General features: G+C 67.7%; 12 protein-coding genes. 10 read left to right on the forward strand and 2 right to left on the reverse strand.

Going from position 1 to position 12,900, the window contains the following annotated elements:
• Positions 1 to 106: 106 nt before the first annotated feature.
• The 3 genes from ISO4_RS00185 (at position 107) to ISO4_RS00195 (ending at position 5,497) form a co-directional block, all read left to right on the forward strand.
• Positions 107 to 1,651 (forward strand): phosphoenolpyruvate carboxykinase, encoded by a 1,545-nt coding sequence (locus ISO4_RS00185; protein WP_194854746.1) that lies wholly within the window; start codon positions 107 to 109, stop codon positions 1,649 to 1,651.
• Between the two features lie 131 nt (positions 1,652 to 1,782).
• Entirely contained in the window at positions 1,783 to 3,075 is a 1,293-nt protein-coding gene (locus ISO4_RS00190) for an NAD(P)/FAD-dependent oxidoreductase (protein WP_142947477.1), read from the forward strand.
• Between the two features lie 31 nt (positions 3,076 to 3,106).
• Positions 3,107 to 5,497, forward strand: coding sequence for a glucose/quinate/shikimate family membrane-bound PQQ-dependent dehydrogenase (locus tag ISO4_RS00195; RefSeq protein WP_194854747.1), 2,391 nt, complete (start codon positions 3,107 to 3,109; stop codon positions 5,495 to 5,497).
• Here the strand turns inward: ISO4_RS00195 and ISO4_RS00200 are convergent.
• A complete protein-coding gene (locus ISO4_RS00200; RefSeq protein ID WP_194854748.1) occupies positions 5,494 to 6,801 on the reverse strand; it encodes a carbohydrate porin in 1,308 nt (435 codons plus the stop codon). The genes ISO4_RS00195 and ISO4_RS00200 overlap by 4 nt on opposite strands.
• Before the next feature lie 121 nt (positions 6,802 to 6,922).
• On the opposite strand from ISO4_RS00200, the gene ISO4_RS00205 reads away from it, so the two are divergent.
• The 5 genes from ISO4_RS00205 (at position 6,923) to ISO4_RS00225 (ending at position 10,890) form a co-directional block, all read left to right on the forward strand.
• On the forward strand, positions 6,923 to 7,855 hold the full coding sequence (locus tag ISO4_RS00205) for a YihY/virulence factor BrkB family protein (RefSeq protein ID WP_194854749.1): 933 nt from the start codon (positions 6,923 to 6,925) through the stop codon (positions 7,853 to 7,855).
• A 79-nt stretch (positions 7,856 to 7,934) separates the two neighbouring features.
• Positions 7,935 to 8,723 (forward strand): glucose 1-dehydrogenase, encoded by a 789-nt coding sequence (locus tag ISO4_RS00210; RefSeq protein ID WP_142947481.1) that lies wholly within the window; start codon positions 7,935 to 7,937, stop codon positions 8,721 to 8,723.
• A gap of 39 nt (positions 8,724 to 8,762) precedes the next feature.
• A complete protein-coding gene (locus tag ISO4_RS00215) occupies positions 8,763 to 9,422 on the forward strand; it encodes a glutathione S-transferase family protein (RefSeq protein ID WP_194854750.1) in 660 nt (219 codons plus the stop codon).
• 89 nt (positions 9,423 to 9,511) lie between these two features.
• A complete protein-coding gene (locus ISO4_RS00220; RefSeq protein ID WP_194854751.1) occupies positions 9,512 to 10,660 on the forward strand; it encodes a PQQ-dependent sugar dehydrogenase in 1,149 nt (382 codons plus the stop codon).
• Positions 10,657 to 10,890 (forward strand): DUF5062 family protein, encoded by a 234-nt coding sequence (locus ISO4_RS00225; protein WP_142947484.1) that lies wholly within the window; start codon positions 10,657 to 10,659, stop codon positions 10,888 to 10,890. The genes ISO4_RS00220 and ISO4_RS00225 overlap by 4 nt, the downstream gene beginning before the upstream one ends.
• A gap of 10 nt (positions 10,891 to 10,900) precedes the next feature.
• On the opposite strand, the gene pdxR is transcribed toward ISO4_RS00225, so the two are convergent.
• Complete coding sequence (pdxR, locus tag ISO4_RS00230) at positions 10,901 to 12,301, reverse strand: MocR-like pyridoxine biosynthesis transcription factor PdxR (RefSeq protein WP_194854752.1); 1,401 nt, start codon at positions 12,299 to 12,301, stop codon at positions 10,901 to 10,903.
• Positions 12,302 to 12,436: 135 nt separating this feature from the next.
• Here pdxR and ISO4_RS00235 point away from each other — a divergent pair, with 135 nt between their 5' ends.
• Together ISO4_RS00235 and ISO4_RS17130 are read left to right on the forward strand one after the other, a co-directional pair.
• Positions 12,437 to 12,805, forward strand: coding sequence for a carboxymuconolactone decarboxylase family protein (locus ISO4_RS00235; RefSeq protein ID WP_228547806.1), 369 nt, complete (start codon positions 12,437 to 12,439; stop codon positions 12,803 to 12,805).
• A complete protein-coding gene (locus ISO4_RS17130; RefSeq protein WP_267254072.1) occupies positions 12,739 to 12,873 on the forward strand; it encodes a carboxymuconolactone decarboxylase family protein in 135 nt (44 codons plus the stop codon). Before ISO4_RS00235 ends, ISO4_RS17130 begins: the two co-directional genes overlap by 67 nt.
• Positions 12,874 to 12,900: the final 27 nt, after the last annotated feature.

Consider the following 12,900-nt stretch of genomic DNA (forward strand, 5'->3'; position numbering starts at 1 on the left):
TAACAGAAGATGACCGGCGGGTCGCCCTGGCATCGCCACTGCGCGCCTTTTCTGTCATAATCGCGCGCCTGTCAGGAGCCCGGCCACATAAGCCCAGGAAGAACCGATGAGCAATCCCATGACCTACAACGACCTCAGCCCGGCCCAGCTTGTGGAGCTGGCCGTTCAGCGTAACGAAGGCCACCTCGCCGCCAATGGCGCGCTGGTGGTGGAAACCGGCCACCGTACCGGCCGGTCCCCGATGGACCGCTATGTGGTGGACGAGCCCAGCACCACCGAGCACATTCACTGGGGCGCCATTAACCGTCCCTTCCCGTCGGACAAGTTCGATGCGCTCTGGGATCGCGTGGCCGCGTTCGTGACCGAGGACGACACCTTCGTTTCTCACCTGCATGTGGGCGCCGACACCGACCACTACCTGCCGGTGAAAGTGACCGCGCAGACCGCCTGGCACAATCTGTTCGCCAACACCCTGTTCATCCGCCCGGAGCGCTTCAACCCGCGCGACAAGCAGGAGTGGCAGATCCTTCACGCGGTGAACTTCCAGTGCGACCCGCAGCGCGACGGCACCAACTCCGACGGCTGCGTGATCCTCAACTTCGCCCAGCGCAAGGTGCTGATCGCCGGCATGCGCTACGCCGGTGAAATGAAGAAAGCGATGTTCTCGGTACAGAATTTCCTGCTGCCCGAGAAAGACGTGCTGCCCATGCACTGCTCCGCCAACGTCGGCGAGAACGGCGACGTGGCGCTGTTCTTCGGCCTGTCCGGCACCGGCAAGACCACCCTGTCCGCCGACCCGGACCGTTACCTGATCGGTGACGACGAGCACGGCTGGGGCAAGGACGTGGTGTTCAACATCGAAGGCGGCTGCTACGCCAAGTGCATCGACCTGAGCCAGAAGAACGAGCCGGTGATCTGGGACGCGATCCGCTTCGGCGCGGTGCTGGAAAACGTGATCCTCAACGAGGAAACCCGCGAACCGGATTACACCGACGTCTCGCTGACCCAGAACACCCGCGCCGCCTACCCGCTGGAAAACATCGACAAGCGGGTACTGGAAAACCGCAGCGGCGAGCCCAAGCACATCATCTTCCTGACCTGCGACCTGACCGGCGTGCTGCCGCCGGTGTCCAAGCTCAGCCGTGAAGCCGCCGCCTACCACTTCCTGAGCGGCTACACCGCGCTGGTCGGCTCCACCGAAATGGGTTCCGGCGACGGCATCAAGAGCACCTTCTCCACCTGCTTCGGCGCGCCCTTCTTCCCGCGCCGCGCCGGCGAATACGCCGAGCTGCTGATGAAGCGCGTGGACGAGTTCGGCTCCAAGGTCTACCTGGTGAACACCGGCTGGACCGGCGGCCCCTACGGCGAAGGCGAGCGCTTCAGCATTCCCACCACCCGGGGCGTGGTCAACGCCATCCTCAGTGGCGCGCTGGACGACGCCGAAACCGAGCACCTGGACATCATCAACCTGGACGTGCCCAAGTCCGTGCCCGGCGTTGACGACACGCTGCTCAAGCCCAAGAACACCTGGGCCGAGCCGGAGAACTACGAGGCCCGCGCCCGCGACCTGGCCGAGCAGTTCCAGAACAACTTCGCCGACAAGTACGCCGACGTGGCGGAAGAGATCCGCGCCGCCGGCCCGAAGGCCTGAGCGGCGCCTGTGCCGCTCAAAAAAAAGCCCGCCGGACGGCGGGCTTTTTTGTTGCGGCCCGCTCCACAACCCGATTTCACGCCATGCCCGCGCGGCGTTAGACTGGCCGCCTTAACGCAAGGAGCCCCTGAATGAGCAAACCAAAGATCGTGGTGGTCGGCGGTGGCGCCGGCGGCCTGCCCCTGGTCACCCAGCTGGGACGCAAACTGGGCAAGTTCGGGCACGCCGATATCACCCTGGTGGACGCCAGCAGCGTGCACGTCTGGAAGCCGCGCTTCCACGAAGTCGCCACCGGCGCCATTGACGCGGACCTGGACGCGGTGGACTACCGCGCCCACGCCCGCCTGAACCACTACCGCTTTGAACCCGGCAGCATGACCTGGGTGGACAAGGACAAGCGCGCCATCACCCTGGCGCCGATCACCGATGCCCAGGGCGAGGAAGTGCTGCCCGAGCGCAACCTCTACTACGACTACCTGGTGGTCGCCGTGGGCAGCCAGAGCAACGACTTCGGCACCCCCGGGGTGCGCGACCACTGTCTGTTCATGGACACCCGCGCCCAGGCGGAACGCTTCCGCGAGCGCTTCATGAACACCTGCCTGCACGCCAACTACCGCGACGAGCCGGTGTCCGTGGCGATCGTCGGCGGCGGCGCCACCGGCGTCGAGCTGGCGGCGGAAATCCACCACGCGGTGGCGATGCTCAAGCTGTACGGCCACGAACACCTGGACCGCAAGCAGCTCAAGGTGACGGTGGTGGAAGCGCTGCCGCGCATTCTGCCGGGCTTGTCCGAGCGGGTGTCCGCCGCCGCCCAGGAGCGCCTGGAAGGCCTCGGCGTGTCGGTGCGCACCGGCGTGATGGTGGCGCGCGCCACCGAGGACGCGCTGATCACCAAGGACGACGAAACCATCAGCGCCGACCTCATGGTGTGGGCCGCCGGCGTCAAGGCCCCGGATTTCGTCGGCAAACTGGAAGGCTTCGCGCTCAACAAGATCAACCAGATCGAGGTGTCGCCGACCCTGCAGGCGAAGGGCAACGACCGGGTGTTCGTGGTCGGCGACTGCGCCTTTCTCAAGCCGGACGGCGACGACAAACCGATCCCGCCGCGTGCCCAGGCCGCCCAGCAGATGGCCAGCCACACCGCCAAGAACCTGCAGCGCCTGATCATGAACCGCGACCCCAAGCCGTTCCGCTACCGCGACCACGGCTCGCTGGTGTCGCTGTCCAACTACAGCTCCGTGGGCATGCTGATGGGCAACCTGAAAGGCGGCAACTTCTTCGTCGAAGGCTGGCTGGCCCGGCTCATGTACGTGGGCCTGTACCGCATGCATCAGGCGGCGTTGTACGGCTGGCCGCGCACCCTCATGCTGCTGACGGCGGGCCGCTTCAGCAAGCTGGTCCGGCCACGCATGAAATTGCACTGATTCGCACCTAAACCACAACAGGGAGAAGACCATGGCGGTGTTCACAGGATGGATTCTGGTTTTGATCGGCCTGGCGCTGACCGGCGGCGGCGGCTGGCTGGCGGTGCTCGGCGGCAGCTGGTACTACCTGCTGGCCGGGCTGGGCTTTTTGCTCACCGGGGCGCTGATGGTGCTGCGCCGGCCCGGCGCCCTCTGGATTTACGCGTTGCTGATTCTCGGCACCGGCCTGTGGTCGGTGTGGGAAGTGGGGCTGGACTGGTGGGCCCTGATGCCCCGTGGCGTGGTGATCGTGGCCATCGGCCTGTGGCTGATGACGCCCTGGGTAACGCGCGACCTGAACGCCAGCGGCCGTCAGCCCTGGGGGCTGGCCGCCGGGCCGGTGGCGGTGATGGTGGTCGCCGCCGGCGCCCTGGCCCTGACCGCGCTGCTCGGCCCGGACCCCAACGGCGTGCGTGGTGAGCTGCCCACCGCCCGCGCACCGCAGCCGCCGCAGAGCTCGCAAAGCAATATCCCCGACGGCGACTGGCACGCCTACGGCCGCACCGGTTTCGGCCAGCGTTACTCGCCCCTGGATCAGATCACCCCGGACAACGCCGACCGGCTCGAGCCGATCTGGACCTACCACACCGGCGATCTGCGCGGTGAGGGCGACCCGGTGGAAACCACCTACGAGGTGACCCCGCTCAAGATCGACGACACCCTCTACCTGTGCACGCCACACCACTGGGTGATCGCCCTGGACGCGGACAGCGGCGAAGAAATCTGGAAGTTCGATCCCGACATCGACAAGGACATCAGCCGCCAGCACCAGACCTGCCGCGGCCTCTCCTATTTCGACGGCCACCAGCAGGCGGAGCCCCTCGCCCCCGGCGAGGACAGCGCGGTGGCCGCCTCCGGCGAACGGGACAGCAGCGCCTACCCGACCTGCCAGCGCCGCCTGTTTCTGCCCACCGGCGACGCCCGCCTGATCGCCCTCGACCCGGAAACCGGGGAGCGTTGCGCCGGCTTCGGCGACAACGGCTCGGTGAATCTGTGGGCCAACATGCCGCACCAGCAGGATGGCTTCTACTACTCCACCTCACCGCCGGTGGTCACCGAGGACTATGTCATCATCGGCGGCGCGGTGAACGACAACGTCTCCACCCGCGAGCCGTCCGGGGTGATCCGCGCCTACGACGTCGACACCGGCGAACTGGTGTGGAACTGGGACCCGGGCAATCCGGAGCAGACCGATCCGATCGCCGCCGGCGAAACGTACAGCGCCAGCACGCCCAACTCCTGGTCGGTGTCCAGCGTCGACGAAGCGCTCGGCCTGATCTACCTGCCCATGGGCAACCAGGTGCCCGATCAGTGGGGCAAGGACCGCACCACCGAATCGGCGCCGTTCTCGTCGTCGATCGTCGCCCTCGACATCGACACCGGCGAGCTGCGCTGGGTGTTCCAGACCGTGCACAACGACCTCTGGGACATGGACGTGCCGGCCCAGCCGAGCCTGATGAACCTGGATACCGACGACGGCTCCGTGCCGGTGCTGGTGGCGCCCACCAAGCAGGGCGACATCTATGTGCTCGACCGTCGTAACGGCGAGCCAGTGCTGCCGGTGAGCGAAGACAAGGCACCGGAGAGCCTCGGCTACCAGCCGGTGGCCGACACCCAGCCGAGCTCCTCGCTGAGCCTCAACCCGCCGCCGCTGGAAGGCCGCGACATGTGGGGCGCCACCCTGTTCGATCAGCTGATCTGCCGTATCCAGTTCCAGCGGCTGAACTACCAGGGCCGCTACACGCCGCCGTCGGAACAAGGCAGCCTGATCTACCCGGGCAATTTCGGCGTGTTCAACTGGGGCGCGCTGGCGGTGGACCCGGAGCGCCAGGTGGCGTTCACCACGCCGGCCTATCTGGCGTTCGTTTCCACGCTGATCCCGCGCCAGGACGACACCAGCAACTATGTGTCCGACGGCAAACCGGGGCTGAACGAAAACTACGGCGCCCCCTACGCGGTCTCCCTGAAGCCGTTCCTGTCGCCGCTGGGGCTGCCCTGCCAGCAGCCGCCGTGGGGCTATGTGGCCGGCCTCGATCTGCGCAGCGGCGAGGTGGTGTGGAAGCACCGCAACGGCACCGTGCGCGACCAGTCGCCACTGCCGCTGCCGTTCAAGATGGGCGTGCCGGATCTGGGCGGCCCGATCGTCACCGCCGGCGGCGTGGCGTTCATGAGCGGCACCATCGACTACTACGTGCGCGCCTACGACGTCACCACCGGCGAGCAGTTGTGGGAAGACCGCCTGCCCGCCGGGGGCCAGGCCACGCCGATGACCTACCTGGACTCCCAGGGCCGCCAGCGCCTGCTGGTGGTGGCCGGCGGCCACGGTTCCCTGGGCACCAAGGCCGGTGACGCCATCATCGCCTACGGACTGAAGGACGACTAAAGCGTCAGCGCCACCGTGGTGCCGACCACCCAGGCGTCATCGACCGCGTCGTTGGCGCCCGGGTGGACCAGGTACTGCAGGTTGGGCCGCAGGGTCAGCCAGGGCGTCATGTGGATGCCGTAATAGAGCTCGGCGTTCCATTCATCGCTTTGCGGCGGCACATAGCCGGCGGCACCGGGGCCGGCCACCAGCGGATTGCCCGCCGTAGCCGAGTCCACGTAGGCGTCGCCGATTTCCGCGTAGGCCAGACCCACACCCAGCTCATCCCGGGGGCGCCCTTGCCACGGTCCGCGCCAGCTCGCGCCGGCGGACAGGTAGCGCGCCACATAGGCGGTGTCCGGGTCGTGCCAGCTGCCCTGGCTGAACAGGGTCAGGCCGCGCCTGTCGCCGTGCGGCGCGCTCACCTGTTGTTGCACCACGAAGTAGCCGCCGTAGCGACGTCCGCGGGTGCCGCCGTCCTCATAGTCGGTGGCTTCGGCGCTGCTGTAGTAGGCGCCGAGCTTGTACTTGCCGGGCAGGCCGCCGGGGCCCTTGTCCGGGACCCAGCCCACCTCCACCGGCGTGATCACCCCTTCGCTGCCGTGACGATACAGATCCAGAGCCTGATCCGGATCCAGGTTTTCCGGGTTCTGATCGAACACGCCAAGCTGCAGATAGCGCCGGGCGCCGTCCTGCACTTTCACCCGGCCGCCCCACTGCGACACCGGCCAGTTGTACCAGACCGCGCCGGCCTGGTTGCCCGGCTGGCCGCTGCCCAGATACAAATTCTGGAAGCGGCTCTCCAGGGTGGCGAAGTCGTCGCTGAGCGGAATGCGGCCGAGCTTGTACTCCAGCGCCCCGCCGAACAGCCCCTGCTGAAACCAGAGCTGGGTGAGCCGCGTCACGTTGCCGCGACCGAACACCTCCTGCACCGACGACACGCCGCCGGTGGCGGGGTCCACCAGCCGTTCGCCAGTCAGGTTCTCACCGTTGCGGTTGGTCAGGGTGACCTTGAAGTCGGCGTCGTTCACGCCGGCAAGACGTTCCAGGTCCAAGGATAGCGAGGCATGGAACTGGTCCGCGTAGGCGAGGCGGCCATCCTCGCGGAACCCGCCGCTCAGGTTGTGGGCCATCTCGCCGACGTAGCCGAGATCAAACCGCACCCCCTGACGGGCAAGGTCCGTGCGCGTGCCGGCCCAGTCCCCCAGCGCGTAATCCCCGCCGGGGTCCAGCGGCGCCGCGCGCACCGCCGCCCAGGGCGCGCACAGGGGCAAGATCGCCAGCGCCGCGACCAGCGCCCGCGCGCGAAAGCGTTTCCGTGTCATGGCCTTCCTCCTTGATGCCGGTGACCTGCCCTTGCAGATTCCGCCTCGGCGCGGAATACGTCAACAACCGAGCTCCTCGCGGCGATAGGCCGGGGCGCCCCCAACCGCTACACTGGAGCCCATGAACCTGCCTAACCCCCTCATTCAGGCGGCCGAATATGTGTACCGCGTGGCCAGGAACGCGGTGGGCTTCTGGCTGGAAGCCAACGCGGTCAGCTACGCCGGCGCGCTGGCGTTTTTCACCCTGTTCTCGATCGCCCCGGTGGTGATCCTGGCGGTGCAGGTGATCGGCCTGGTGATGAGCACCGACGCCGCCATGGCGCGGATCATGACCCAGCTGCAGGAAACCATCGGCCCCGACGCCGCCGAGACGGTACGCACCGCCGTGGCCGCCAACCAGATCGACCAGGGCGGCATCCTGCCCACGCTGATCGGCCTGGGCGCCATGGTGGTCGGCGCCACCACCGTGTTCGCGCAGATGCAGCGCTCCCTCAATAACGTCTGGGACATCGCGCCGCGCCCTTCGCGCAACACCATCCTGGCGCTGCTGAAAAGCCGCCTGATGTCGCTCACCGTGGTGCTTTCCATCGGCTTTGTGCTGATGGTGTCGCTGTTTCTGAGCGTGGTGCTGCAGGCGATCATGGTGTTCGCCCGGGACTGGCTGCCGATCCCGGCGGGTCTGGTGGTGGGCCTGGAAACCCTGCTCTCGGTGGTCGTGGTCACGCTGCTGTTCGCCACCATTTTCAAGGTGCTGCCGGACGCGGTACTGCGCTGGAAAGACGTGCTCTCCGGCGCCCTGGTCACCGCCCTTTTGTTTATTCTCGGGCGCTTCCTGATCGCTTTTTATCTGTCCCACACCGCCACCGCGTCCACCTACGGCGCCGCCGGCTCACTGGTGTTGCTGCTGCTGTGGGTCTACTACTCGTCGCTGATTCTGCTGTTCGGCGCCGCCATCACCCGGGCCCACACCGAGGCGCGGGGCATCACCATCCGCCCCAGCCGCACGGCGGTCCGGGTGCACCGTCAGATGCTCGAGGACCCCGCCGGCCGTTAACCGGCCGGGCACGGCAGGCTCGGCGCCCACCGCCGGGTGGGGTATGCTCCCCTATTATTTTTTAATCTCGGGAGGGGACATGGGCGATCATTCCTTGAAAGATAAAGTGGTGCTGATCACCGGCGCGGGTGGCGGTATCGGCCGCGCCACGGCGGAAAAACTGGGCCGCGACGGCGCCCGTCTGATGGTGTCCGACATCGACGCCGACGCCGCCGAGGCGACCGCCGACGCGATCCGCCGGGCCGGCGGCGAGGCCCGCGCCCAGGCCGCCGACGTGAGCCGCGACGACCAGGTGGCGGCGCTGGTGGCCGCCACCGTGGACGCCTTCGGGCAGCTCGACGGCGCCTTCAACAACGCCGGCATCGAAGAAGAGAACGACAAGGTCGCCGACGTCGACGAAGCGCTGTTCGACCGGGTCATGGCCATCAACGTCAAAGGCGTGTGGCTGTGCATGAAGCACCAGACCGCCGTAATGGCGCCGCGCAAGACCGGCAGCATCGTCAACACCGCCTCGGTGGCGGGCCTGGTGGGCGCGCCCCGCCGCGCCGCCTACGCCGGCAGCAAGCACGCGGTGATCGGCATGACCAAGAGTGTCGCCGCCGAGTACGCCCTGCAGGGCATCCGCGTGAACACCGTCTGCCCGGGGATCATCCGTACCGCGATGATGGAGCGGGCCATTGAGCAGGCGGCGAAGGCCGGCTACGCCAGTGAAGAAAAACAGCGCCAGTTCCACCGCGCCATGCACCCGCTGGGTCGGGTCGGCGAAGCGGATGAAGTGGCGGAGGCGGTGATCTGGCTGCTGTCCGGCGCCTCGTCGTTCGTCACCGGCCACCAGCTGGCGGTGGACGGCGGTCTCACCGCGCTCTGAGCACACCGGCTTACCAATGAATCGTTCGGGAGAACACTAATGCTGACATTGCACGGCTTCGACGCCAGCAACTACGTGAACATGGTCAAATTCGCGCTGCGCGAAAAAGGCCTCGAGTTTGAGCAGGCCACGCTGTACCCCAGCCAGGAGGACGCGGTACTCAGCGTCAGCCCCATGGGCAAGGTGCCGGTGCTGGAAACCGGCGGCGTCTTCCTGTCGGAAACCAACGTGATTCTGGAATATCTGGACGAGACCACCGAAGGCCCGGCGCTGTACCCGGCCGACCCGCTGGAGAAGGCCCAGGTGAAGCAGCTCGTCAAACACATCGAGTTGTACCTGGAACTGCCCGCCCGGCGCTGCTATCCGGAAGTCTTTTTCGGCGGCCAGGTGAGTGACGAAACCAAGGAACAGACCCGCGAGGCCCTGCTCAAAGGCATCCGTGCCCTGGCCCGCAAGGCGCGCTGGCAGCCGTTCCTGGCCGGCGACCGGCTGACCGCCGCGGACGTGTTCTTCCTGTACAGCGCGGACCTGGCCAAAGCGGTGGCCGGCAAGCTGTTCGGCATTGATCTGCTGGCGGAGGCGCCGGGCAGCGCCGAGCTCCTGGCGCGCCTCAACGAGCGCGACAGCGCCAAAAGCGTGGCCGCCGAACGGGATCTGGCCATGGAGAAATTCCTCAAGTACGCCCGCGGCGGCAAATAGGCCCCGGACGGCGGGCGCTTTCCTTCACGGTCCGATGTCGTCATGGCATGCTCACTGGTGTCATTCATTCGCCGGTGAGACCCGAGACCATGATTGGACCCACGCCCGCCTCCGTTTTGTCCCGCTATTTGCCGCTGGTCGGCGCGCTGCTGGTGTCCGCCTGCGCGGACGCCAAAAGCCCGATCGAGCCGGACGACGACCCCTCCGTCAGCGCCACCACCCTGGTGGAAGGTCTGAACCACCCCTGGTCGCTGGCCTTCGTGCCCGGCGAGGCCGATGACGAATGGCTGATCAGCGAGCGCGGCGGCGACCTGCGCCGCGTGGTTGACGGCAAGCTGCTGGACGACGCGGTGACCGGCGTGCCCGAGGTGGTGGCCAAGGGCCAGGGCGGTCTGTTCGACGTCGTGCCGCACCCCCACTTCGCCGATAACCGGCGCCTCTATATCAGCTACGCCAAGGCCTGCGACGGCGGCGCCACCACCGCCGTGGGCCATGGCCTCTACGCCGACGGTGAACTGGAGCAATTCCAGGACGTGTTCATCGCCGACGCCTGCACCGACACCGCCAAGCACTTCGGCGGCCGCATCCTGTTCGACAACGACGGCTATCTGTTCATCACCGTGGGCGACCGGGGCCAGCGCGAGCGCGCCCAGGACACCGGCGGCCACGGCGGCAGCGTGATCCGCGTCAACGACGACGGCAGCGTGCCCGCCGACAACCCGCTGGTGGGGCAGGACGGCGCCAAGACCGCGATCTGGAGCTGGGGCCACCGCAACCCCCAGGGGCTGGCCCTGCACCCGGAAAGCGGCGAGCCCTGGCTCAACGAGCACGGCCCGCGCGGCGGCGATGAAATCAACGTGGTGCGCGCCGGCATCAACTACGGCTGGCCGGTGATCACCTACGGCAACGAGTACTACGGCCCGGACATCGGCCAGGAAAAAAAGGAGGGCTACGCCCAGCCCCTGCACTACTGGGTGCCGTCCATCGCCCCCTCGGGCATGGTGTTCGTCACCGGCGACCGCTACCCGGAATGGCGCGGCGACGTGGTGTCCGGGGCCTTGAAGCTCACCCATCTCAACCGGGTAGCGTTCGACGGCACCACGCCCACCGGTGAAACCCGCTATCTGCAAGAGCGCGGCGAGCGCATCCGCGATGTGCGCCAGGGACCGGACGGCTATCTCTATCTGCTCACCGACGCCCCGGACGGCAAGCTGCTGCGTGTGGAGCCACCGTCATGAAGAAACTCAAGAACGAGAAGGAACTGGTCAAGAAAGCCATCGCCCTGGGCATGGAATACGGCGAGAAGCGCGGCGTGGTGGAATTCGAACCCACCGATTCCGCCGCCGAAAAAGTGGAATACATCTACCGGCTGCTGGTGCACGACAACCTGATCCAGCCGTTGCCGGAGGATCAGGTGTCACAGCAGTCCATGCAGCACAAGCTGGCGATCTGGGCCTCCAAGCAGTAGGCAAACGCACTCAGCGTGTGATCGCCTCGGCCAGGGCGGCGACGCCCCGGTCGATGGCCTCGCCGTCGATCACACCGAACCCCAGCAGTACCCCGTCCAGGGAGGCCTCGCCAGCGTAGAAGGACGCCAGCGGATTGGCGCGGATGTCGGCGGCCGCCAGCCGCGCCGGCAGGTCCGCCACCGGCGACCTCAGACGCAGCGCCACATGGATGCCCGCCACCTGGGGCAGCGGTGTCCACAGCGCCGGATGCGCCGCCAGGGCGTCGCCCAAACGGGTGCGCCGGGCCGTGTAGAGCCGCTGCATGCGTCGCAGGTGGCGGGCGAAATCGCCGTCGATCATCAGCCTGGCCAGCGCCCGCTGGGTGACCAGCGGCGGGGAGCCGTCACTGAACGCCCGCGCCTGCAACAACGCCGTGGCCAGCCCCGGCGGCATCACCAGGTAGCCCAGCCGCAGATCCGCGTGCAGCACCTTGGAGAACGACCCCAGGTAGGCCACGCGCCCCTCCCGGTCCAGGCTTTTCAACGCGTCCAGCGGACGCCCCTCGAAGCAGAATTCACCGTCGTAATCGTCCTCCACCACCAGGGCGTCGTGGCGGCGGGCGAACGCCAGCAGCGCCAGGCGCCGCTCCAGGCTCATGGGCATGCCCAGCGGGAACTGATGGGACGGGGTCACGTAGACCAGACTGGCGGCCTCCGGCAAGCGCTCAACGCGCAGCCCCTGGTCGTCCACCGGTACCGGCACCACCCGGGCGCCACGGGCCTCGAACACCGCCCGCGCCGGCGGGTAGCCCGGCTCCTCCACGGCCACCGTGTCCCCGGGGGCCACCCGCACCCGGGCCAGCAAGTCCAGGCCCTGCTGGGCGCCCTGGGTGATCAACAGGGACTCCCCGTCGCAGGCCAGCCCACGGCTGTAGCCCAGGTAACGGGCGATGGCCAGGCGCAACGACGCCTCGCCGCGCGGGTCGCCGTACAGGCCGATGTCCCGGGACGCTTCGCGCAGGGCCGCCATCATGGCCCGGCGCCAGGCCGCCCAGGGCAGCAGCGCCCGGTCGGTGACGCCGCCGGGAAAGTTATGCCGGCCCGGCGCCCGCCGGCCGCCCCAGTCCGGCAACGGGCGCCAGTGGGCACCGGGGCCCGGGCCGGGCCTCTCGGCTTCCCGGGGCAGTGGCGGCGGCACCCGCAACACGAAGGTGCCGCGGCCGGTAGCGCCACCGAGAAACCCTTCCGCCACCAGCCGCTCGTAGGCCTCCACCACCAGCCGCCGGGACACCCCCAGTTCCGCCGCCAGCACACGGCTGGACGGCAGCCGTTCGCCGGGCGGCACCTGACCGTCGATCAGCGCCCGGCGCAGGCTCTCGTAAAGCCGCTGGCCGAGGCCGCCGGCCCCGTCCAGGGAAAGGTGAATTTGCACGGACCGGCCCCTCGCTGATTGGTCCCGTGAAATACGCGAAATTGGATCTTATTCGCGAACCAATCGGATTCTAACCTGAGCGTGTTCCGTTTCTCGACCACCCTCGATAACCCGCAAGACATAAAGAAGTTCGTGATGAAAGCGCGATTCGACTTCTACAAGGCGTCACCGGATACCATGAAGCATCTGTTCGGCTGCCAGAAGGTGTACGACGCCAGCGGCCTGGAACCCCGTCTCCTGCACCTGGTGCAACAGCGCGCCTCGCAGATCAACGGCTGCGCGTTCTGCATGCACATGCACGCCGGCGACGCCCGCAAGGTCGGGGTGCCGGACGAGGTTCTGGACACCCTGGCCGGTTGGCGCGAGGCGCCGTGGTTCAGCGAGCGTGAGCGCGCCGCCCTGGCCTGGACGGAACGGCTCACGCGCCTCAGCGAGCCATGGACGACAGCCGCGAGTACGACCGGCTCGCCACCCACTTCACCGAGAAAGAGCGCACCGACCTGACCTACGTGATCGCGATGATCAACGTCTGGAACCGTTTCAGCGTGGGCTTCCGGCGCGAGCCGGAATAGCCGTCGGGATGGCACCCAGCGATGGCC

The organism is Alloalcanivorax venustensis ISO4 (assembly GCF_015356855.1).
Classification (GTDB): Bacteria; Pseudomonadota; Gammaproteobacteria; order Pseudomonadales; family Alcanivoracaceae; genus Alloalcanivorax; species Alloalcanivorax venustensis.

Excerpts from the sequence above, each read along its gene's own strand:
- ISO4_RS00185 (WP_194854746.1), top strand. The coding sequence starts at position 107 with ATGAGCAATCCCATGACCTACAACGACCTCAGCCCGGCCCAGCTTGTG.
- ISO4_RS00190 (WP_142947477.1), top strand. The coding sequence starts at position 1,783 with ATGAGCAAACCAAAGATCGTGGTGGTCGGCGGTGGCGCCGGCGGCCTG.
- ISO4_RS00195 (WP_194854747.1), top strand. The coding sequence starts at position 3,107 with ATGGCGGTGTTCACAGGATGGATTCTGGTTTTGATCGGCCTGGCGCTG.
- ISO4_RS00200 (WP_194854748.1), bottom strand. The coding sequence starts at position 6,801 with ATGACACGGAAACGCTTTCGCGCGCGGGCGCTGGTCGCGGCGCTGGCG.
- ISO4_RS00205 (WP_194854749.1), top strand. The coding sequence starts at position 6,923 with ATGAACCTGCCTAACCCCCTCATTCAGGCGGCCGAATATGTGTACCGC.
- ISO4_RS00210 (WP_142947481.1), top strand. The coding sequence starts at position 7,935 with ATGGGCGATCATTCCTTGAAAGATAAAGTGGTGCTGATCACCGGCGCG.
- ISO4_RS00215 (WP_194854750.1), top strand. The coding sequence starts at position 8,763 with ATGCTGACATTGCACGGCTTCGACGCCAGCAACTACGTGAACATGGTC.
- ISO4_RS00220 (WP_194854751.1), top strand. The coding sequence starts at position 9,512 with ATGATTGGACCCACGCCCGCCTCCGTTTTGTCCCGCTATTTGCCGCTG.
- ISO4_RS00225 (WP_142947484.1), top strand. The coding sequence starts at position 10,657 with ATGAAGAAACTCAAGAACGAGAAGGAACTGGTCAAGAAAGCCATCGCC.
- ISO4_RS00235 (WP_228547806.1), top strand. The coding sequence starts at position 12,437 with ATGAAAGCGCGATTCGACTTCTACAAGGCGTCACCGGATACCATGAAG.
- ISO4_RS17130 (WP_267254072.1), top strand. The coding sequence starts at position 12,739 with ATGGACGACAGCCGCGAGTACGACCGGCTCGCCACCCACTTCACCGAG.